This is a genomic window from Bradyrhizobium sp. G127, from assembly GCF_021502575.1.
Lineage (GTDB): Bacteria > Pseudomonadota > Alphaproteobacteria > Rhizobiales > Xanthobacteraceae > Afipia.
In genome coordinates, this window is the sequence record NZ_JAKFGN010000001.1 from 64,030 (window position 1) to 83,915 (window position 19,886).

Sequence of the window (19,886 nt, forward strand, 5' to 3'; positions counted from 1 at the left end):
GACAACTCAGGGAGTATGGGTCCCCGCCTGCGCAGGGACGACATGGAGAGAGTTCACGCGATACGCGCAACAACAAACGAGCAAGCAAACAAAAAGGGCTCCGGAAATTCCGGAGCCCTTCGTTGTTTCGGCAGCCGCGTGACGCGGCGGCGATCTTACTTGTCGCGCTTCTTGAGCGCGTTGCCGAGAATGTCGCCCAGCGTCGCACCCGAGTCCGAAGACCCGTACTGCGCGATGGCTTCCTTCTCTTCTGCAACTTCCAGCGCCTTGATCGACACCTGGACCTTGCGAGCCTTCTTGTCGAACTGGATGACGCGGGCGTCAACCTTTTCGCCGACGGCGAAACGCTCGGCGCGCTGGTCGCCGCGATCGCGGGCGAGTTCAGAACGCTTGATGAAGGTGGTGAAGTCGGTGCCGGTGATCTGAACTTCGATACCGGCTTCCTTCACCTCGATGATCTCGCAGGTCACGACGGCGCCCTTCTTGACGTCGCCCGGCTCTGCGAACGGATCGCCCTCGAGCTGCTTCACGCCAAGCGAGATGCGCTCCTTCTCGACATCGACGTCGAGCACCACGGCCTTGACCATGTCGCCCTTCTTGAAGTTGTCGATGACCTGTTCGCCCGGCTGCTTCCAGTCGAGGTCGGACAGATGGACCATGCCGTCGACGTCGCCTTCGAGGCCGAGGAACAGACCGAACTCGGTCTTGTTCTTGACTTCGCCTTCCACGGTCGAGCCGACCGGGAATTTCTCGACGAACACTTCCCACGGATTGCGCATGGTCTGCTTGAGACCGAGCGAGATGCGGCGCTTGGCCGAATCCACTTCGAGCACCTGCACTTCGACTTCCTGCGAGGTCGAAACGATCTTGCCGGGGTGCATGTTCTTCTTGGTCCACGACATTTCCGAGACGTGGATCAGGCCTTCGATGCCCGGCTCCAGTTCGACGAACGCGCCGTAGTCGGTGATATTAGTGACGCGGCCGGTGAAGCGCGAACCCAGCGGGTACTTCGCCTCGATGCCCTGCCACGGATCGTCCAGCAGCTGCTTCATGCCGAGCGAGATGCGGTGGGTCTCGTGATTGATCTTGATGATCTTGACCTTCACCGTCTGGCCGATGGCAAGCACCTCGGTCGGATGGTTGACGCGGCGCCACGCGATGTCGGTGACGTGCAGCAGGCCGTCGATGCCGCCGAGATCAACGAACGCACCGTAATCGGTGATGTTCTTGACCACGCCGTCGATGACCTGACCTTCTTCGAGGTTCTGCACCAGTTCCTGACGCTGCTCGGCGCGGGTCTCTTCGAGAACCGTGCGGCGCGACACCACGATGTTGCCGCGGCGGCGATCCATCTTGAGGATCTGGAACGGCTGCGAGTTGTTCATCAGCGGCGCGACGTCGCGGATCGGACGAATGTCCACCTGCGAGCGCGGCAGGAAGGCGACAGCGCCGTCGAGATCGACGGTGAAGCCACCCTTGACCTGATTGAAGATGACGCCGTGAACCTTCTCGTTGTTGTTGAAGGCCTTCTCGAGCTTGCCCCAGCTTTCCTCGCGGCGCGCCTTGTCGCGCGACAGCACGGCTTCGCCGAGCGCGTTCTCGATCCGGTCGAGGAACACCTCGACTTCGTCACCGACCTTGAGGTCGTTCTCACGGCCGGGGCCGTTGAATTCGCGGAGAGCCACGCGGCCCTCGGTCTTCAGGCCGACGTCGATGACGGCCATGTCTTTCTCGATCGCAACAACAATGCCCTTGATGACGGAGCTCTCTTGCAGGTTGCCGCCTGCGAAGGACTCATCAAGCATCGCGGCGAAATCGTCGCGGGAAGGATTATAGGAAGTAGCAGTCGAAGCCATTTGTTCTCCAAATGCGGAATGCCGGCAGCGGGGTTAAGGGCGTATCGCGCATCCAGTGCCAAAGGTCCGCTGCCTTTGACGACCGCTTCCGCAAGAGAAATTGCGACAGCGGGCCGGCCTGTGCCTGCACGAGCGATACGATGCAAAAATTGGAATGACGCGCGGAAAGCGCGTGGTCTGCTGTCCGGAGCTGAGACGAAGATCGACCTCAAAGACCGGGAGCGGGCATTCCTCCAATGACGGCAGGGAGATCGGTTAGTCCCTAGGCCGGCCCGCTCGGACGGCCTCGACAATGTCGATGGCAGCCCGGACGCCGCTCTCTATATCCAACTGGGAGTTATCCAGCAAGTATGCATCCGGGGCTGCTTTTAAAGGCGCCGCGGCCCTGTTCCGGTCGCGCTCGTCGCGCTTGAGGATGTCCGCCAGCACGACAGCCTCGTCAGCCTGCTCGCCCCGCGCTCGCATTTCCAGGGTGCGCCGGTGAGCGCGGACAGCCGGGTCCGCCACCACGAAAATCTTCACCTGGGCATCCGGGCAGATCACGGTTCCGATGTCCCGGCCGTCCAGCACCGCGCCGGGAGGGCCGGCGGCGAAGTTTCGCTGGAATGTCAGGAGGGCCGCCCGCACCTTATGGTGCGCAGATACCACAGAAGCCGCTTCGCCCACCTGCTGGGTCTTCAAGATCGGATCGCCGAACGCCGCCGGATCGAGTTCCGCCGCCAGTATCGCCGCCCGCGCCTCGTCGGCCAGATCCGCCCCCGCATCCAGCATCGCCTTGGCGACGGCGCGGTAGATCAGCCCGGTGTCGAGATGGCGGAAGTGGTAATGCGCGGCGAGCCGCTTGCCCAGCGTGCCCTTGCCGGAGGCTGCCGGTCCGTCGATGGCGATAATCATGTGTCTCAAGGTCCCCGCTTCATCCCCTCGGGGAAAATTCGTTGCCGCAGCGGCTTATCAGCGACGGCCCGGCCCGTTCAATACCGGCAGCCGCACAACTTTCAAGCGATCAGCGGGATGGAATTCCCGCCCTGCTCGTTTATAAGGGCGCCAAATCCAGGCAGGCAGGGAATTCGCGTCGTCTCGGGCGCCCGCTGGCACTCCGTCGGTGAAACCTCATGGCCACCCCTGCTATCGTCAAACGTGTGCTGCGTACGAACACCGTGCAGTGGATCATCAGCATCCCGATCGCGATCTATTTTCATTTGGTCAACCGCACCAACATCGTCGACAAGCCGCCTTTCCCGATTCCCGAGCCCTACATCCTGGCGATCTGGCATGGCCGGCTGGTGATGCTGCCGATGTTCCGCAACGGCAAGAAGCCGCTGATCGCGCTGATCAGCGGTCATCGCGACGGACAGATCATCAGCAAGGTTGCCTCGCTGTTCGGCATCCAGACCGTGGTCGGATCGACCTCGAAAGGCGGCATGCGCGCCGTTCGTGAGCTGATGCGGTTTGCCCGCGACGGCCACAGCCTGTTCGTGACGCCCGACGGGCCGCGCGGCCCCCGCATGCACAGCAGCGACGGCATCCTCGATCTGGCGCGGCTGACCGGCCTGCCGATTCTGCCCGCGACCATGAGCGCGGGACGCGGCACCACCTTCAACAACTGGGACCGCTTTCTCGTCCCGTGGTTTTTCAGCAAGGTCGTGATCCGCTGGGGCGAGCCGATCTACATGCGCGCCGATGACGACAAGGCGAAAGTCGCCGCACGGCTCGACGCGGCGCTGATCGCGGTCCAGAATGAGGCCGATACGCTGGCGGGCCGCCCGCTGATCGAGCCCGGCTAGTATCTCAGGAAAAATCCGCTCCCAGCCCGCGCATCATCGGAATGAAATCCGGGAAGCTGGTCGCAATAAATCCCGTGTCATCGATTTTGACCGGCGCATCCGACGCCGCGCCCATCACCAGCGCCGACATGGCGATGCGGTGATCCATATGGGTGGCGACAAGACCGCCACCCGGCACGTGGCCCTTGCCGTTGACGATCATGTCGTCGCCGGAAATCTCCACCTCGACGCCGTTAACGCGCAGCATGTCGGCGGTGGCCTCCAGCCGGTCGGATTCCTTGACGCGCAATTCCTGCAGACCGCGCATGGTGGTGACGCCCTCGGCATAGGCAGCAGCCACCGCGAGCACGAGATATTCGTCGATCATCGACGGCGCGCGCTCCGGCGGCACGGTGACGCCGCGCAGCTGCGACGCGCGCACCCGGAATTGCGCCATCGGCTCGCCGGTGTCGTTGCGCTGATGGCTTTCTTCGATCGAAGCCCCCATTTCGCGCAATGTGGTGAAAAGCCCTATGCGCAACGGGTTTGTCATGATGTCCGTCAGCGTGACATCCGACTCCGGCACGATCAGCGCCGCGACAATGGGAAACGCAGCCGACGACGGATCGGCCGGCACGACGACGTTTGCGCCATGCAGCTCCGGCTGGCCGGTGAGTGAAATCTTGCGGCCGTGCGCGCCTTCCCTGACCGTCACGACCTGTGCGCCGAAATGGGACAGCATCAGCTCGGTGTGGTCGCGGCTGGCTTCCTGCTCGATCACCGTGGTCACGCCCGGCGCGGACAGCCCCGCCAGCAGCACCGCAGACTTGATCTGCGCCGACGCCACCGGGGTGCGGTACACGATCGGCAGCGGATCGCGCGCGCCCTGCAGGGTCATCGGCAGCCGCCCGCCATCGCCGCTGGAGATGACCCGCGCGCCCATCAATTCGAGAGGATCGAGAATGCGGCGCATCGGCCGCCCGCGCAGCGACGCATCGCCATCGAAAGTCGCGGCAATCGGGCATCCCGCCACCGCGCCCATGGCGAGCCGGCAACCGGTGCCGCTGTTGCCGAAATCGAGCGGTGCCTTCGGGGCGGCTAAACCGCCAACCCCGACGCCGTGGACCGACCATGCGCCCTCGCCGGTGCGTTCGACCCGGGCCCCGAGCGCCGCCATGGCCTTGGCGGTGTTGAGAACGTCCTCGCCTTCCAAAAGCCCCGAAATACGGGTTTCACCGACCGCCAGGGCCCCCAGAATCAGGGCCCGGTGCGAGATCGATTTGTCGCCTGGAACACGGACGCGGCCGCTCAAAGCGCCTGCGGCACGCGATTCCAGCGGTGTGGGATGGTCGGAATGGGTCAAAACGGCATTTCCTTCAATGTAGGCGGCTCCTACCACGGGCTTTGCGGCGCGTCACGGCCCGGTCATTTATCGTTCAAACCGCTATTGACAGCGGCGGCGCAACTAGCCAAGTGAAGCACCGCTTTTTCAAGACATTCTCAGGACTATAAGCCGTGGCCAAAGCCGATCTCGGAACCAAGCGCATTTGCCCGACCACGGGCAAAAAGTTCTATGACCTCAACAAGACTCCGGTGATCTCGCCGTATACCGGCGAAGTCGTGCCGATTGCGCCGATTCCTCCGCCGCGCACGCGCGCGGATGCAGCCGCACGCGCGGCCGCTGCCAGCGCCGCCAGCATTGTGCCAGAACCGGCCGAGGCGGAAGAGTTGGTGTCGCTCGAAGAGGCCGATGCCGAAGAGAACACCGGCAAGGTCAAGGCCGTGGTGCCGGAATCGGAAGACGATATCGAAGTCGACGACACCCTCACCGACGACGATGACGACGATTCGACCTTCATCGCCGAGGATGAGGAAGACGACGAGGACGTCACCGACATCATCGGCGACGTGTCGGGCGACGAAGAGACTTGAGATAAACTCTCAAGTGTGATTTTTGACGCGTATTCCGCGACAGCGGATTTCGATTTGCGGAATACGCGCAAATTCTAAGAGACGAACACCGCGTTGTCCCACCGCGCGGTGAGGTGTTCGGGGCCATAGCTCAGCTGGGAGAGCGCTTGCATGGCATGCAAGAGGTCGGCGGTTCGATCCCGCCTGGCTCCACCATCCTCCTTCGAGACTCGCGAAAGACTCTCGGCGTTCAACCGTCTCGATCTAGTATCTTGCAGCCAATATCTTGCAGCCATCGAATACGACACCGCGTTCGCTCTCTGAACAGCGCGGCAGCGCAGCATACGCGCGCGCATGGATGCCAGTCGGTGCCGATATTGACGCGGCTCGCCGAATTCTTTCAATGTGCCGGCGGCCGCGCCTGCGGCATCGTCTTCTGTTTCCGCTGATCGAAGGTTGACCCGATGACATCCCAACCCGGAGCGATGGCCGGACTGCGCGTGATCGATCTCACGCGCGTGCTCGGCGGTCCGTACTGCACGCAAATCCTCGCCGACCACGGCGCGGATGTCGTGAAGGTCGAGCCTCCGGCCGGCGACGAGACCCGCGACTGGGGCCCTCCGTTCCACGATGACGACGCGGCGTATTTCATCGGCACCAATCGCAACAAGCGCTCCATCGGTCTCGACCTTGCGTCCGACGGCGGCCGCGCCGTGCTGATGAAGATGCTCGAGACCGCCGACGTGCTGATCGAGAATTTCAAGCCAGGCACGCTCGACAAGTGGGGCATCGGCAACGATTTCCTGCGCGCGAAATTTCCCGCGCTGATCCATTGCCGCATTTCCGGATTCGGCGCGGACGGCCCGCATGGCGGACATCCGGGCTACGACGCGATCATCCAGTCGATGGTCGGCCTGATGGCGTCGACCGGCTCCCCGGAAAGCGGTCCGACCCGCATCGGCGTGGCGCTGGTCGATATGTCGACGGGGCTTTATGCCGCCACCGGCATCCTGATGGCGCTGGCCGAGCGGGCCAGGTCCGGCAAGGGTCAGTTTCTCGAGACGACGCTTTACGAGGTCGGCCTTGCCATCATGCATCCGCACACGGCCAACTACTTCATGCACGGCAAGCCGCCGGCGCTGACCGGCAACGAGCATCCGAATCTGGTGCCCTACGCCGTGTTCCCCGCGCGCGACGGCAACATCTTCATGGGCGTGGGCAACGACGGCACTTTCCGCAAGCTGATGAAGGAACTCGGGCGGCCCGAACTCGGCACCGACCCGCGCTTCGCGCGCAATCGCGACCGCATCGCGCATCGTGACGAACTGCGTGCGGTGCTTGTCGATATCCTCAAGGATCTCGACGCCGAGCCGCTCTGCCGGCGCCTGCTTGCGGCCGGCCTGCCCGCGGGTCCGGTGCAGTCCATCGACAAGGCGCTGTCCAACGAGCACACCAAGTCTCGCGGCGATGTCATCGAGAAGGACTGGTACAAGGGCGTCGCCTCGCCGATCCGCTTCGATCGCACCAAGGCCAGCCTGCGCCGCGTGCCGCCGAAATTCAGCCAGCACACCGACGAGGTTCTGGGTGAGTTCGGTTACTCAGCGAAGGAGATCGCCGATCTTCGCGCCTCCGGCGTGGTGGTCGGGGAGCGGAAACGCTAGCTTCCTCAGCACAACCGGGACTCGGGGCGACGGCCGCTTGACCGTCGCCCCGACCGCAATCAATCGCAGCATCCGCGGATCGCTTTTATCGCGACAGCCAGACCGCCTGTGCCCAAGGTCGAAGCCATTTAGGACTTCCCTCGGACAACCCTCCCCGACTACCATCAGGCGTCACGCGCACGTCATCCGGCGCTGTTACCGCGCAAACGATGATGACGGCTTCAGGGAGATATGATCGATGACAATTCGCCATGCCGGCCTCAAGGCCATCTTCGGCCTCGCCGCTTCCACGATGATTGCTTTTGCAACACCGGCGCAGGCCGTCACCGAGATCCAGTGGTGGCACGCCATGACCGGCGGCAACAACGACATCGTCAACAAGCTCGCGGCGGATTTCAACGCCTCGCAGAGCGACTACAAGGTGGTCCCCACCTTCAAGGGCAGCTATCCGGACACCATGAACGCCGGCATCGCCGCGTTCCGCGCCGGCAACGCGCCGCACATCATCCAGGTGTTCGAAGTCGGCACCGCGACCATGATGAGCGCCACCGGCGCGATCAAGCCGGTCTACCAGCTCATGAAGGACGCCAACGAGCCGTTCGACCCGAAGGCCTATCTGCCCGCGATCACCGGTTACTACTCGACCGCGAAGGGCGACATGCTGTCGTTTCCCTTCAACTCCTCGTCGATGGTGATGTGGGTCAATCTCGATGCGCTGAAGAAAGCCAGCATCGCGGAGATTCCAAAAACCTGGCCGCAGGTGTTCGACGCCGCGAAGAAATTGAAAGCGGCCGGATACACCACCTGCGGATTTTCCAACGCGTGGGCGAGCTGGGCCGTCATCGAGCAGTTTTCCGCCTGGCATAACGTGCCGATCGGCACCAAGGCCAATGGTCTCGACGGCTTCGACACCGTGCTGAAATTCAACTCGCCGCTGCACATCAAGCATCTGCAGAACCTGATCGACCTGCAGAAGGACAAGACCTACGACTATTCCGGCCGCGCCAATGCGAGCGAAAGCCGCTTCGCATCCGGCGAGTGCCCGCTGTTCCTGACCTCGTCAGGCTATTACGCCACCGCCAAGGGCACCGCGAAGTTCGACTTCACCTCCGCGCCAATGCCGTATTATCCGGACGCGGCCGGCGCACCGCAGAACTCGATCATCGGCGGCGCATCGCTCTGGGTGATGGGCGGCAAGAAGCCCGAGGAATACAAGGGCATCGCCAAGTTCTTCACCTTCCTGTCCGACACCAACCGTCAGGCCAAGCTGCATCAGGAATCCGGATATCTGCCGATCACCAAGGCGGCCTATGAGAAGACCAAGGCGGACGGCTTCTACGAAAAGAACCCGACGCTGCAGACGCCGCTGAAGGAACTGACCAACAAGGAGCCGACGGAAAATTCGCGCGGACTTCGTTTCGGCAACATGGTGCAGATGCGCGACATCTGGGCGGAAGAACTCGAAGCCGCGCTCGCCGGCCAGAAGACCGCCAAGGATGCGCTGGATTCGGCGGTCTCCCGCGGCAATGCCATGCTGCGGACCTTCGAGAAAACCGTGAAGTGAATGAGATAAGTTCAAAGCAGGTGCGATCACGTTGACGCAATCGAGGGCCGCGCATACTCCCCTCCCCCCTTGCGGGGAGGGGTCGGGGGTGGGGGTATCGCGTGCATAGAGCTTGTGGCCACCCCCCTCCCCAACCCTCCCCCGCAAGGGGGGAGGGAGCGCTTAGCGTTTCCATCGAAACACCTCGCACCCCCAACCTCTCCTCACTGCGATGGTGGAGGGAGGGGAGTCATTCCTGAATGGACAAATCCGCCGTCTTCCACAACAAGCTGCTGCCGTACCTGCTGCTGATCCCGCAGCTGATCATCACGTTCGTGTTCTTCTACTGGCCCGCCAGCCAGGCCGTCTGGCAGTCGTTTCTGCGCGAAGACGCTTTCGGCCTGTCCTCGGAATTCGTCGGTCTGGAGAATTACGAGGCGCTGTTCGCGCAACCTGAATACTACAAGGCGATGCTGACGACGGCGGTGTTCTCGACCCTCGTCGCGCTGCTGTCGCTCAGTATCGCGCTGATGTTCGCGACCCAGGCCGACAAGGACCTGAAAGCAGCACCGGCCTTCAAGACATTCATGATCTGGCCCTATGCGGTTGCGCCGGCGATCGCCGGCGTGCTGTGGATATTCATGTTTCATCCCTCGCTCGGCACGCTGGCGCGGCCGCTGCGCCTGCTCGGCTTGGACTGGAATCCGCTGCTGAACGGCAACCACGCCATGACCCTGGTGGTGATGGCCGCGGTGTGGAAGCAGATTTCCTACAACTTCCTGTTCTTCCTCGCCGGGCTTCAGGCAATTCCGAAAAGCGTACTGGAAGCCGCCGCCATCGATGGCTCCGGCCCGCTGCGCCGGTTCTGGACCATCGTGTTTCCGCTGCTGTCGCCGACCATGTTCTTTCTGCTGGTGGTCAACGTCGTCTATGTGTTCTTCGACACATTCGGCATCATCGACGCCGTCACCGGCGGCGGCCCGGCGGGCGCGACCACGACCATGGTCTACAAGGTTTACGCCGACGGGCGGCTCGGCGGCGATCTCGGCGGCTCCGCGGCGCAATCCGTGGTGCTGATGGTGATCGTCATCGCGCTGACCGCGATCCAGTTCCGTTATGTCGAACGCAAGGTGCAGTACTGATGGTCGAACATCGCCCGCTGCGCGACTTCGTCGCCTATGCCGTCCTGACCTTCGGCGTGCTTCTCGTCGCGTTTCCGGTCTATCTCGCGGTGATTGCCTCGACCCACGACGCCGCCACGGTGGTCACCGGCAACATGCCGCTCTCGCCCGGCAGCCACACCCTGGACAACTATTACCGGGCGATCTTCGTCGGCGGCTCACGCGCCAGCCGCGAGCCGGTCGGTCACATGCTGATGAATTCGTTTATCTCCGCCGTCGGCATTGCGGTGGGCAAAATTTTCATCTCGATCCTGTCGGCCTTCGCCGTGGTCTATTTCCGCTTTCCATTCCGCAAGACCGCCTTCTGGATCATCTTCATCACCCTGATGCTGCCGGTCGAGGTCCGCATCTATCCCACCTACAAGGTGGTGGCCGACCTGCACATGCTCGACACCTATGCCGGGCTGATCCTGCCGCTGATCGCCTCCGCCACCGGCACGCTGCTGTTTCGGCAGTTCTTCATGACCGTGCCCGAAGAACTGCTGGAAGCCTCGAAGATCGACGGCGCCGGACCGTTCCGCTTTTTCAAGGACACGCTGCTGCCGCTGTCGATCACGACCATCGCCGCGCTGTTCGTGATCCAGTTCATCTACGGCTGGAATCAATATCTGTGGCCGCTGCTGATCACCACGCAGGACTCGATGCAGACCATCGTGACCGGCATCAAGAAAATGCTGACCACCACCGACGAACTGGCGGAATGGCAGTTGGCCATGGCCACCGCCGTGCTGGCGATGCTGCCGCCGGTGGCGGTCGTCATCCTGATGCAGCGGCTGTTCGTGCGCGGCCTGGTCGAGACCGAGAAGTGAAGATGGCGAATAGCGAATGGCGAATAGCGAATAGTGAGTGGTGCATGACGCGTTTCTCCCCTCCCTCCGCAAAGCGGTGGGGAGGGAATATCGCAGCGCTCCCTGCTTGCGGTTTGCCTTTCCCCATGCACCGAGCATCCGATGGCTAACGTCGTTCTACACAACGTCCGGAAGACCTATCCCGGCGGGGTCGATGCGATCAAAGGCATCAACTTCGAAGTCGGCGACGGACAATTCTGCGTCCTTGTCGGTCCCAGCGGCTGCGGCAAGTCCACGCTGCTACGCATGGTGGCGGGGCTAGAGACCATCACCGCCGGCACCATCGATATCGGCGGCCGCGTGGTCAACGAGATCGAGCCCGCCGACCGCGACATCGCCATGGTGTTCCAGAACTACGCGCTCTATCCGCACATGAGCGTCTACAACAACATGGCCTATGGCCTGCGCAATCGCGGCATGCCGAAGCCGGAGATCGATACCCGCGTGCGCGAGGCCGCGCAGATTCTTGAAATCACGCCGATGCTGGACCGCAAGCCGCGGCAACTGTCCGGCGGCCAGCGCCAGCGCGTCGCCATGGGCCGCGCCATCGTGCGGCAGCCGAAGGTGTTTCTGTTCGACGAGCCGCTGTCGAACCTCGACGCCAAGCTGCGCATCGCCATGCGGGTGGAAATCCGCAAGCTGCAGCGCCGCCTGAAGACCACATCGATCTATGTCACCCACGACCAGTTGGAAGCGATGACGCTGGCCGATATTCTGGTGGTGATGAACGGCGGCGTGGTGGAGCAGATCGGCAAGCCGCTCGATATCTACCGCAAGCCCGCCACCACCTTCGTCGCCTCCTTCATCGGCGCGCCGCCGATGAACCTGCTGCCGGTCGCGGCCAACGATCTCGGCGCGCTGCTTGAAGGTCTTGGAGTCGAGGTGCCCGGCGATGCTATTCTCGGCGTCCGGCCGGAAGACTTTGTGCTGATGCAAGGACTGTCGTCCGCCGGACTCGCGCTCGAACTGGTGGTCGACGCCATCGAGCGGGTCGGCGCGGAAACATTCGTCTATGGCACCCGGACGCGCGAGGGCGCGGGCCCGGCCGTCAGCGCTAGGCCCGGCGAACTGCCGCCGGGCGAGATCATCGTCCGTCTGCCCGGCGAGGCCGAGCCTGCCATCGGCGGGCGAATCAAAGTGACGGCGGCCCGCGACAAGCTGCATCTGTTCAGCCCCGACGGCCGCAGCCGATTGGCGGAATAGCTCGAATATTCCCTGTCTACAGACGGTTAAGGGGTTCTTGAACGGCACCCGGAAATCGCCATATTCATTTCAACCGGCCGGCCATAAGGCGGCTGGGAACTTGGAAAGAGCGCCGCAAGGGCTCCAACCTTCAAAGTCGCTTCGAGAGGACTTTGTGTAAATGTCTCGTGTTCCTTCGCTATCGAGTCCGTTCCTTTTGGGATTCGACGAAATCGAGCGTGCGCTCGATCGCGTCGTGAAAGGTGCAGACGGTTATCCTCCTTACAATATCGAGCGGTGCGGCCGTGATACGGGCCAGCCCGAACGCCTGCGGATCACGCTGGCGGTCGCCGGATTTACCCGCGACCAACTCGATGTAACCACTGAGGAAAACCAGCTCGTGATCCGGGGCCGCCAGCAGGACGACAAGACCCGGGAATACATCCATCGCGGCATCGCCGCGCGGCACTTCCAGCGCACCTTCGTGCTGGCGGACGGGATGTATGTCATCGGCGCCGACCTGAAGAACGGCCTGCTGTCGATCGATCTGGCTCGTCCCGAGCCTGAACGGGTCGTTAAGACGATAGCCATCAATGAACACGAATAATGGAACGAGTAGCGGACTCGACCGCTTAACAACTGCAAGGAGTCGAGACCATGACTGGTAATATTGTTTTTGAACCCGCTGTCTCGCTTGAGACGCTGGCCACTCTCGGCGAAGGCCATATCGCCTACGTCAAACAGATTCGCTCGGAAGACGTGCCGGGACTGTTCCCGCAGGCGCCGCAGATCGCGCCGGGCCTGAAGCTGTTCGCGCTTCATGCCGCCGACGGCACGCCCATCATGCTCACCGACAGCCGCGAGGCGGCGATCGCAAATGCATGGAGCAACGAGCTGGAAACCGTTAGCGTTCACTGACGCGCGGCACACGGCACGACGAGCACTTAACGAAACGGCAGCGCGATGGGCGCTGCCGTTTTTATTTTACGTTTATTTTGCGCGTGTCATGCGCGGGCTTGCCCCGCGCATTCATCGATCTTCTTGAAATGGATTCTGAGGGATTGCCGGCGAGCGAAGCGACGCCGTCTTTGAACGGCTATGCCCGGCAATGACAATCCACTACGCCGCAGTGGCCGGCGGCAGCGCCAGCACCGAATACAGCGCCTGAGCATCCTTTGAGGCGCGCAGCTTCTTGGCGATGTCCTGATCGCGCAGCAGCCGTGCGATGCGCGCCAGCGCCTTCAGATGATCCGCGCCGGCGCCTTCCGGAGCGAGCAACAGGAACACCAGATCGACCGGCTGGCCGTCCATCGCTTCGAAATCGATCGGACGATCCAGACGCGCGAACAGGCCGGACAGCTTGTCGAGCTTCGGCAGCTTGCCATGAGGAATCGCGACGCCGTAACCGACAGCGGTGGTTCCCAGCTTCTCACGCTGCAAAAGCACTTCGAAGATCGACCGCTCGTTTTGTCCGGTCAGAACGGCGGCACGCGCGGCGAGTTCCTGAAGCGCCTGCTTCTTGCTGTTGACCTTCAAGGCAGGAAGAATCGCCTCGGGTGCGACCAGATCGGTAATCGTCATGGAACGTTCCGAGGATGAGGTTTAAGTCGTTGTTCAACTTGGTAAATCGGTCTGAGACCGGGCGGCGTCAAGGGCCATTCGAACCAAATTTGGCCCGCAAACCTGAAAGGTCGCGGACCATAGTTAGGCTCTGACGGGGCGTCAATGGCGAACCGGTTCGGGAATCGCCGGCGGATCAACCCAGCCGACATTGCCGTCCGGCCGCCGGTAAATGACATTCACCCGGCCGCTGGAGCCATGCTGGAAAACCACCACCGGCGCGCCGGTCAGATCGAGCTCCATCACAGCTTCACTCACCGAGCATCGCTTCAGCGATGTGGTCGCTTCGGCGATGATCACCGGATTGAACTCGTGGACCTCTTCGTCTTCGTGAGACGGAGCTTCGATGACATAGCTCGGCGCATCAAGCGCAGCGCCATTCAGATCGGCAAATGCAGCCGATGCCGCGTATGTCTTTCGCGAGGAACGATCCTTCAAACGGCTCTTGTATCGGCGCAGGCGCTTCTCGATCAGCAGCAGCGCCTGGTCGGCGCTGGCATAGGCGTCGGCCGCCATCGAATCCGCCTCGAGCGTGATTCCCGAATCCAGATGAAGCGCGCAATCGGTACGAAAGCCGAACCCATCCTTGCTGAGCGTGATGTGGCCCGAATAATTGCCGTCGAAATATTTTCGAAGCACTTCTTCCGTGCGGTCGCTGACGCGATCACGCAAGGCTTCACCGACGCTGATGCTTTTTCCAGAGACCCGGAGTGTCATGTCGTTCCTCGCTTACTTCTTCAGACATATAGTTCGGGCAGGCCGTTCGGAGATATACAGGAGCGTTCCGCTTCTTGACGGCGCAGTCAAGCGGTTGCTGTGTCGCGGGACCGGTCCACGGCGGGCGCCGCAGAAGTCAACGCCGCGCCGAGCATGCTCTGCTTGTCGCGGCGGCGCTGCACGGACGATGGAATACGCATGGCTTCACGATACTTCGCGACGGTACGACGTGCGATATCAATCCCGTCGGCGTGCAATCGTTCCACGATGGTATCATCCGACAGGATGGCGCTGGGACTTTCGGCGTCGATCAGAAGTTTGATGCGGTGCCGCACGGCTTCCGCGGAATGCGCGTCGCCGCCGTCCGCCGAGGCGATGGAGGCGGTGAAGAAATACTTCAATTCAAACGTGCCGCGATTTGTCGCCATGTACTTGTTCGCCGTTACGCGGGAGACGGTCGATTCGTGCATCTGAATGGCGTCGGCGACGGCCTTCAGGTTGAGCGGCCGCAGATGCGCCACCCCTTGCGTGAAAAAGCCGTCCTGCTGGCGAACGATTTCGGTGGCGACCTTGAGGATCGTGCGGGCGCGCTGGTCGAGTGCGCGCACCAGCCAGGTCGCGTTCTGCAGGCAATCGGTAAAATAGGTTTTGTCGCCGTCCTTGCGAATGGTCTTGGACAGTTGCGAATAGTAGACCTGATTGACTAGCACTTTCGGCAAGGTGTCGCTGTTGAGTTCGACATGCCAGCCGCCGTCCGGTCCGGGACGGACATAGACATCCGGGACCACGCTCTGCGTCTTGGCCGAGCCGAACTTCAGGCCGGGTTTGGGATTGAGATGGCGGATTTCCCCGATCATGTCGGCGATGTCTTCGTCATCGACGCCGCAGATCTTTCGCAAAGAAGCGATGTCGCGCTTCGCCAGCAGGTCGAGATTTTCGACAAGCGCCTGCATCGCGGGATCGTAACGATCGCGCTCGCGCAACTGGATCGCGAGACATTCACTCAGATTGCGCGCGCAGACGCCGGGCGGATCGAATTTCTGCAGGACCGCAAGCACTGCCTCGACTTCTTCGCGCGAGGTGCCGAGCTTCTCGTGCGCCTCGCCAAGATCGGCGGGGACGTAACCGGCGTCGTCCACGAGATCGATCAGGTATTGCCCGATCATGCGACGCATCGGGTCCGGAAACGCCACCGCGAGCTGCTCGGCGAGGTGACCGCCGAGCGTGGTTTCGGCGGCGACAAAGGCTTCGAGATTGTAGTCGTCGTCGTTCGATGCCCCGCCGCCCCATTCGGTATAAGCGGTCGGCGCGGCGTCCTGAGCCGAGCGCGCGGCTGCGTCAGCAGGCTCCTCCGGAAAGACATTCTCCATGCCGGTGTCGAGGGATTGCTCGATTTCGGTACGGCTGCCGAGATCGGGCGCCATCCACTCCTCGGTGCCAGGTTCGAAGGCGTCCGCCGAGCGTTCGCCGTCACCGCTGCCAAGGGAAAAGCCGGTATCCTCGCCCTCGGAGAATTCGGTCTGAGCGGCAGGCTCCTGACCCCGGTCGGGGGCGCCATCATGATCGGCGCGCTCAAGCAGCGGATTGCGCTCCAGCTCGTCCTCGACAAAGGCCACCAGGTCGAGATTCGACAATTGCAGCAGTTTGATCGCCTGCATCAGCTGCGGCGTCATCACCAGTGACTGCGACTGGCGGAACTCTAGTCTCTGCGTCAGCGCCATAAAAACCAGTTCCGGTCCAAAAATTGGTCCGTTTCTTGCTTAATCCTTTCTCGAACAGATGTACACGTCTTGACGTTTTGAAAATTTGGAGTAGAGCGCGCTGCGCTGCAATATCGCCGATCAGGGTAAATGCGGCGACCGTGCCCTCCGGCCCGTTTGACCTCCTCACCGCTCCGGCGGATTCCCCGATCCAGAACAAAATCTAGGATTAAAGTCGGAATTCTTCGCCGAGATAAAGGCGGCGCACGTCGGGATCGTTGACGATTTCGTCCGGACTGCCCTCGGTCAGCACCTCCCCCGCATAGACGATGTAAGCGCGGTCCGTGAGGCCCAGCGTTTCGCGCACATTGTGGTCGGTAATCAGCACGCCGATGCCGCGCTGGGTGAGATGCCGAACCAGTTGCTGAATGTCGCCGACCGCGATCGGATCGATGCCCGCGAAGGGTTCGTCGAGCAGCATGTAACTCGGACGCGACGCCAGCGCGCGGGCGATTTCGACACGCCGCCGCTCGCCGCCGGACAATGCGATCGACGGCGATTTCCGCAACCGCGTGATGTTGAATTCCTCGAGCAGCGAATCCAGCTCGCGCTCGCGCTTGCGTTTGTCGGGTTCGACCACTTCGAGGACCGCGCGAATGTTGTCTTCGACGGACAGCCCGCGAAAGATCGAGGCTTCCTGCGGCAGATAACCGATGCCGAGACGCGCGCGCTGATACATCGGCAGCTGCGTCACATCGTGGCCGTCGAGTTCGACGCGGCCGCGGTCCGGCTTGATGAGGCCGGTGATCATATAGAACACGGTGGTCTTGCCGGCGCCGTTCGGACCGAGAATGCCGACGGCTTCGCCGCGCCGGACATAGATGCTGACGCCATGCACGATCTTGCGCGTGCCGAAACTTTTCTCGACGCCGTGAATGGCGAGGTAGCCCGCATGCTGCGCGCGGGACGGCCCGGTGCCATTGGTTGCCGCGCGTGGGCGCGGCGCACTCTCGCGCGGCTGGTCCCTGGACGACTCCCGCGGCAGACTGCGCGGGATCGGCGGCGCGTCATGGATGAATGCGGACGAGTCCTGCGGCGTAAGCGTCGCCGGCTCGCGGGGACTTCCCGCCGCGACGGCCTCGCGCCTGACCGGCGCGGTCTCGCGCGATGTTTCCCGCGCCGGCAAGGGCTTCTCCCCTGCGGCAGGCTTGAAAATGTCGCCCATGCGCGCGGCCAGCGAGGTGATGTCCTGACGCAAGCCGTCCTGCTGCGAACGCGCAAACCCTTGCCGTCCACGCGCCGGGCCTCGACGACGAAAGATGCGCAGGAGATCCACCATGCAGCTTCAAATCAGCCTTTTCAAACCAGCCTGTCAGATCGGCCTTATCACATCGATCGGATCGTTACCGCAGCATGATGGAGCGCGGGCGGATTGCCCATCCCAAAATGTCCGGGCCGGGTGATACAGGCTCGACGCATGCGGTTCAACCATCGCGCTTAGGCGTAACCGGCAAACTATTGAGTTTAAGAGGCTTTCCTGGTGCGCCCGGAGCCGGTGACGGCGTAGAGCCGCCTCCCTTTTCGCCCTGCTGGGGGGCCGACTGGAACACGCCCTGCACACGCCCGCTGTCGGATTCAACCCGGGACACGCCGGTGGTCAGATCGACAACGAGCCGGTCGCCGCGCAGCACGTTCTTGTCTTTCGTCAGCAGCACATTGCCGAACATCGTGACCGTGTTGGCGCGCATATCGAAAATGCCGCGATCACCCGTCACCGTCGAATCCTTCTGGGTGACGACGACGCCGCCCTTTGCCTCGAGCTTGCGGATCGACGAACTGCCGCTGGGTCCCGGCGTCGACGATTTCATCGCCGGCTTCTTGGCGTCGGCGGACTGATCGTTGTCGTAAAACACCACGAGGGTCTTGCAGAGCATGGTGGTGTCGCCCTGCACGACCTTGACGTTGCCGCTGAAGGTCGCCGCCTTGTCCTTGTCTCGCATCTCGAGCGACGCGGCATTGATCTGAATCGGCTTGTCGCGGTTCTGCGAGAATCCCTGCATCGCATTGGGCACGCCGGTTGCCGTGCTCTGCGCGCGGGCCTCCGTTGCGGTGTACAGCGAGACCGCGAGCATTGCGATCGAGAATACGCGCACGGCCATGCGCGCGCGAGCGGTTGCGCTGGAACCCTTGTGGCCCTTCGTCATAAAGCGAATCATTTTGCGGCGGCGTCCTTGGCCGGGGCCTGTGCGGGCGCTTCGTTCGACTGCTCCGGAATCAAAATCATCGAGACATCGCCCTCAAAGCGCACCACCGCGCCGTTTTCCAAAATTCTGAGCCGATTGGCATCGAGCGTACCGTTCAGCAATTTCACGGCCACGGGTTCATCCGACGACACCGTGCCGCCCGCCATATCAACCGTCGCCTGCGTCAGCCGCGCTTCATAGCCCGTGGTGGACTGGAGGAAGATGCTGTCCTTCAGATCGAGCAACTGGGTTTTGGTGTCGAACAAACCGGTGCGCGCATCCATGGTGATGCCTGTCCTGTCTTCCATCTGAACCTTCGCGCGCAATTCGTGCAGTTCGACATTGTTCGGCCGCGTCACGTCCTGCACCGCCGACTTGGCCCAGAGTTCATAGGGCCGCTGATCCGGCGTAAAACCCGCAAGATGCGGCGAGTCCATCGTGATCCGGGTCCCGGACACGCCGAGCTTGCCAATATCGATCGGCAGCTTTGAAAGAATCCTGAACGGATTGAAAAGCGAGATTCCGATAATGGTCAGCATCGCAGCCGCCACCATCACCGGCACCGCCACGCGCAACTGACGCACGCGGCGGCTGTGACGCCTCGCCTTCGCGTAGCGCGCATCCGCAGCAGCCTGATAGTTCTGGCCCTGGATCGAATACAAAGTCTGCTCCGAAGCGCCGGTCTGGTTCCGTCATTCTACGCAATGACGCCCCATTTTGCAGCCCGGCATTTTCGTGCTCCATCAAGCACTTGATGAGATGCGCCATAGGACTCTTGGCAAACAGCGGAAAAGTGACCGAAACCGGGCAACACGGCTGCAAATGGCCGAATGTTGCGGCAAATGGTAAAATCAGGAATGGGCGAAGATGTCGTCGTTTTCCCAGCCCTGCAAATCCAGCTTCGCGCGCGTGGGCAGAAACGCGAAGCACGCCGCGGCCAGCGCCTCGCGGCTCTCTCGCGCCAGCATGGCGTCGAGCTTCTCGCGCAGTGCATGAAGATGCAGCACATCGGACGCGGCATAGGTCAGTTGCGCATCCGTGAGCGTCGCCGCGCCCCAGTCGCTCGATTGCTGCTGCTTCGACAGATCGACGCCGAGCACCTCGCGCACCAGATCCTTCAGGCCATGACGATCAGTGTAGGTGCGTACAAGCCGCGACACGATCTTGGTGCAGTACACCGGCTGCGGCATCACACCGAAGGCGTTGAACAGCACGGCGAGATCGAACCGCGCGTAATGGAAGATCTTGGTGATGTTCGGATCGCCGAACAGCTTTTTCAAATTCGGCGCATCAGTGTGACCCGCCGGAATTTGCACGACGTCCGCAGTGCCGTCGCCGTTCGACAGTTGAATGACGCAAAGCCGGTCGCGGTGCGGATTGAGACCCAGCGTTTCGGTGTCGATCGCAACCGACTGCGTGTAGCGCGAAAGGTCCGGCAAATCGCCGCGATGCAGGCGGATGGTCATGGTCAGCAAGACTTTCGTTTTTCAGGATCGGTCGAATCGAAGGCCTAAACTACCGCTCAAATCCGCCGCAGACGAGAGGAAGAGGCCCCCAAATCACCCCGAAAGCCGAGAAGTTGTTAACCCTGGTTGCTGCTATGCCGCCAGCCGAGGTCCCGCCGCCTGCGCTGTCGTTTGAAATTTTGGCGGGAAGGCTCA

General features: G+C 62.3%; 19 protein-coding genes and 1 tRNA gene. 10 read left to right on the forward strand and 10 right to left on the reverse strand.

All coding sequences use genetic code 11. From position 1 onward, the window contains the following. Positions 1 to 155: 155 nt before the first annotated feature. Complete coding sequence (rpsA, locus tag LVY71_RS00315; protein WP_235097220.1) at positions 156 to 1,856, reverse strand: 30S ribosomal protein S1; 1,701 nt, start codon at positions 1,854 to 1,856, stop codon at positions 156 to 158. Between the two features lie 255 nt (positions 1,857 to 2,111). Continuing rightward, the gene (gene cmk, locus LVY71_RS00320; protein ID WP_235097221.1) at positions 2,112 to 2,750 is read right to left on the reverse strand and encodes a (d)CMP kinase; all 639 of its coding nucleotides are present in this window, start codon (positions 2,748 to 2,750) and stop codon (positions 2,112 to 2,114) included. Between the two features lie 218 nt (positions 2,751 to 2,968). Between cmk and LVY71_RS00325 the strand changes: the two genes are divergently transcribed. Continuing rightward, positions 2,969 to 3,640, forward strand: a complete 672-nt coding sequence (locus LVY71_RS00325; protein ID WP_235097222.1) for a lysophospholipid acyltransferase family protein — start codon at positions 2,969 to 2,971, stop codon at positions 3,638 to 3,640. Positions 3,641 to 3,644: 4 nt separating this feature from the next. Here the strand turns inward: LVY71_RS00325 and aroA are convergent, their stop codons facing one another. Further along, positions 3,645 to 4,982 carry a 3-phosphoshikimate 1-carboxyvinyltransferase gene (gene aroA, locus LVY71_RS00330; protein WP_235097223.1) on the reverse strand — a complete coding sequence of 446 codons (1,338 nt, stop codon included), beginning with the start codon at positions 4,980 to 4,982 and terminating at the stop codon, positions 3,645 to 3,647. A 152-nt stretch (positions 4,983 to 5,134) separates the two neighbouring features. Here aroA and LVY71_RS00335 point away from each other — a divergent pair, with 152 nt between their 5' ends. From LVY71_RS00335 to LVY71_RS00375, 9 genes are all read left to right on the forward strand, one after another. Further along, positions 5,135 to 5,551, forward strand: coding sequence for a TIGR02300 family protein (locus LVY71_RS00335; RefSeq protein ID WP_235097224.1), 417 nt, complete (start codon positions 5,135 to 5,137; stop codon positions 5,549 to 5,551). A gap of 119 nt (positions 5,552 to 5,670) precedes the next feature. Further along, positions 5,671 to 5,746 (forward strand) — tRNA-Ala (locus LVY71_RS00340). Positions 5,747 to 5,994: 248 nt separating this feature from the next. Next, positions 5,995 to 7,191 (forward strand): CaiB/BaiF CoA transferase family protein, encoded by a 1,197-nt coding sequence (locus LVY71_RS00345; RefSeq protein WP_235097225.1) that lies wholly within the window; start codon positions 5,995 to 5,997, stop codon positions 7,189 to 7,191. 238 nt (positions 7,192 to 7,429) lie between these two features. Beyond that, positions 7,430 to 8,755: a sn-glycerol-3-phosphate ABC transporter substrate-binding protein UgpB gene (gene ugpB, locus LVY71_RS00350; RefSeq protein ID WP_235097226.1), complete on the forward strand. Its 1,326-nt coding sequence runs from the start codon at positions 7,430 to 7,432 to the stop codon at positions 8,753 to 8,755. Between the two features lie 239 nt (positions 8,756 to 8,994). Then, the gene (gene ugpA / locus LVY71_RS00355) at positions 8,995 to 9,876 is read left to right on the forward strand and encodes a sn-glycerol-3-phosphate ABC transporter permease UgpA (protein WP_235097227.1); all 882 of its coding nucleotides are present in this window, start codon (positions 8,995 to 8,997) and stop codon (positions 9,874 to 9,876) included. Beyond that, complete coding sequence (ugpE, locus tag LVY71_RS00360; protein WP_235097228.1) at positions 9,876 to 10,724, forward strand: sn-glycerol-3-phosphate ABC transporter permease UgpE; 849 nt, start codon at positions 9,876 to 9,878, stop codon at positions 10,722 to 10,724. The genes ugpA and ugpE overlap by 1 nt, the downstream gene beginning before the upstream one ends. 141 nt (positions 10,725 to 10,865) lie before the next feature. Next, the gene (locus tag LVY71_RS00365; protein ID WP_235097229.1) at positions 10,866 to 11,966 is read left to right on the forward strand and encodes a sn-glycerol-3-phosphate import ATP-binding protein UgpC; all 1,101 of its coding nucleotides are present in this window, start codon (positions 10,866 to 10,868) and stop codon (positions 11,964 to 11,966) included. A gap of 160 nt (positions 11,967 to 12,126) precedes the next feature. Continuing rightward, positions 12,127 to 12,552 carry an Hsp20 family protein gene (locus LVY71_RS00370; RefSeq protein ID WP_235097230.1) on the forward strand — a complete coding sequence of 142 codons (426 nt, stop codon included), beginning with the start codon at positions 12,127 to 12,129 and terminating at the stop codon, positions 12,550 to 12,552. A gap of 50 nt (positions 12,553 to 12,602) precedes the next feature. Beyond that, positions 12,603 to 12,863, forward strand: coding sequence for a BQ00720 family protein (locus LVY71_RS00375; protein ID WP_235097231.1), 261 nt, complete (start codon positions 12,603 to 12,605; stop codon positions 12,861 to 12,863). Positions 12,864 to 13,064: 201 nt separating this feature from the next. On the opposite strand, the gene ptsN is transcribed toward LVY71_RS00375, so the two are convergent. The 7 genes from ptsN to LVY71_RS00410 all read right to left on the reverse strand — a co-directional run bounded on the left by ptsN (position 13,065) and on the right by LVY71_RS00410 (position 19,691). Then, positions 13,065 to 13,526, reverse strand: a complete 462-nt coding sequence (gene ptsN / locus LVY71_RS00380; protein ID WP_006023259.1) for a PTS IIA-like nitrogen regulatory protein PtsN — start codon at positions 13,524 to 13,526, stop codon at positions 13,065 to 13,067. Positions 13,527 to 13,667: 141 nt separating this feature from the next. Continuing rightward, a complete protein-coding gene (hpf, locus tag LVY71_RS00385) occupies positions 13,668 to 14,282 on the reverse strand; it encodes a ribosome hibernation-promoting factor, HPF/YfiA family (protein ID WP_235097232.1) in 615 nt (204 codons plus the stop codon). 86 nt (positions 14,283 to 14,368) lie between these two features. Then, positions 14,369 to 16,003: an RNA polymerase factor sigma-54 gene (gene rpoN, locus LVY71_RS00390; RefSeq protein ID WP_235097234.1), complete on the reverse strand. Its 1,635-nt coding sequence runs from the start codon at positions 16,001 to 16,003 to the stop codon at positions 14,369 to 14,371. Between the two features lie 208 nt (positions 16,004 to 16,211). After that, positions 16,212 to 17,321, reverse strand: a complete 1,110-nt coding sequence (lptB, locus tag LVY71_RS00395; protein ID WP_235097235.1) for an LPS export ABC transporter ATP-binding protein — start codon at positions 17,319 to 17,321, stop codon at positions 16,212 to 16,214. 145 nt (positions 17,322 to 17,466) lie between these two features. Then, positions 17,467 to 18,141: an LptA/OstA family protein gene (locus LVY71_RS00400; RefSeq protein ID WP_502797564.1), complete on the reverse strand. Its 675-nt coding sequence runs from the start codon at positions 18,139 to 18,141 to the stop codon at positions 17,467 to 17,469. A gap of 53 nt (positions 18,142 to 18,194) precedes the next feature. Continuing rightward, the gene (lptC, locus tag LVY71_RS00405) at positions 18,195 to 18,887 is read right to left on the reverse strand and encodes an LPS export ABC transporter periplasmic protein LptC (protein WP_235097236.1); all 693 of its coding nucleotides are present in this window, start codon (positions 18,885 to 18,887) and stop codon (positions 18,195 to 18,197) included. Between the two features lie 189 nt (positions 18,888 to 19,076). Continuing rightward, positions 19,077 to 19,691 (reverse strand): ribonuclease D, encoded by a 615-nt coding sequence (locus LVY71_RS00410; protein WP_235097237.1) that lies wholly within the window; start codon positions 19,689 to 19,691, stop codon positions 19,077 to 19,079. Positions 19,692 to 19,886: the final 195 nt, after the last annotated feature.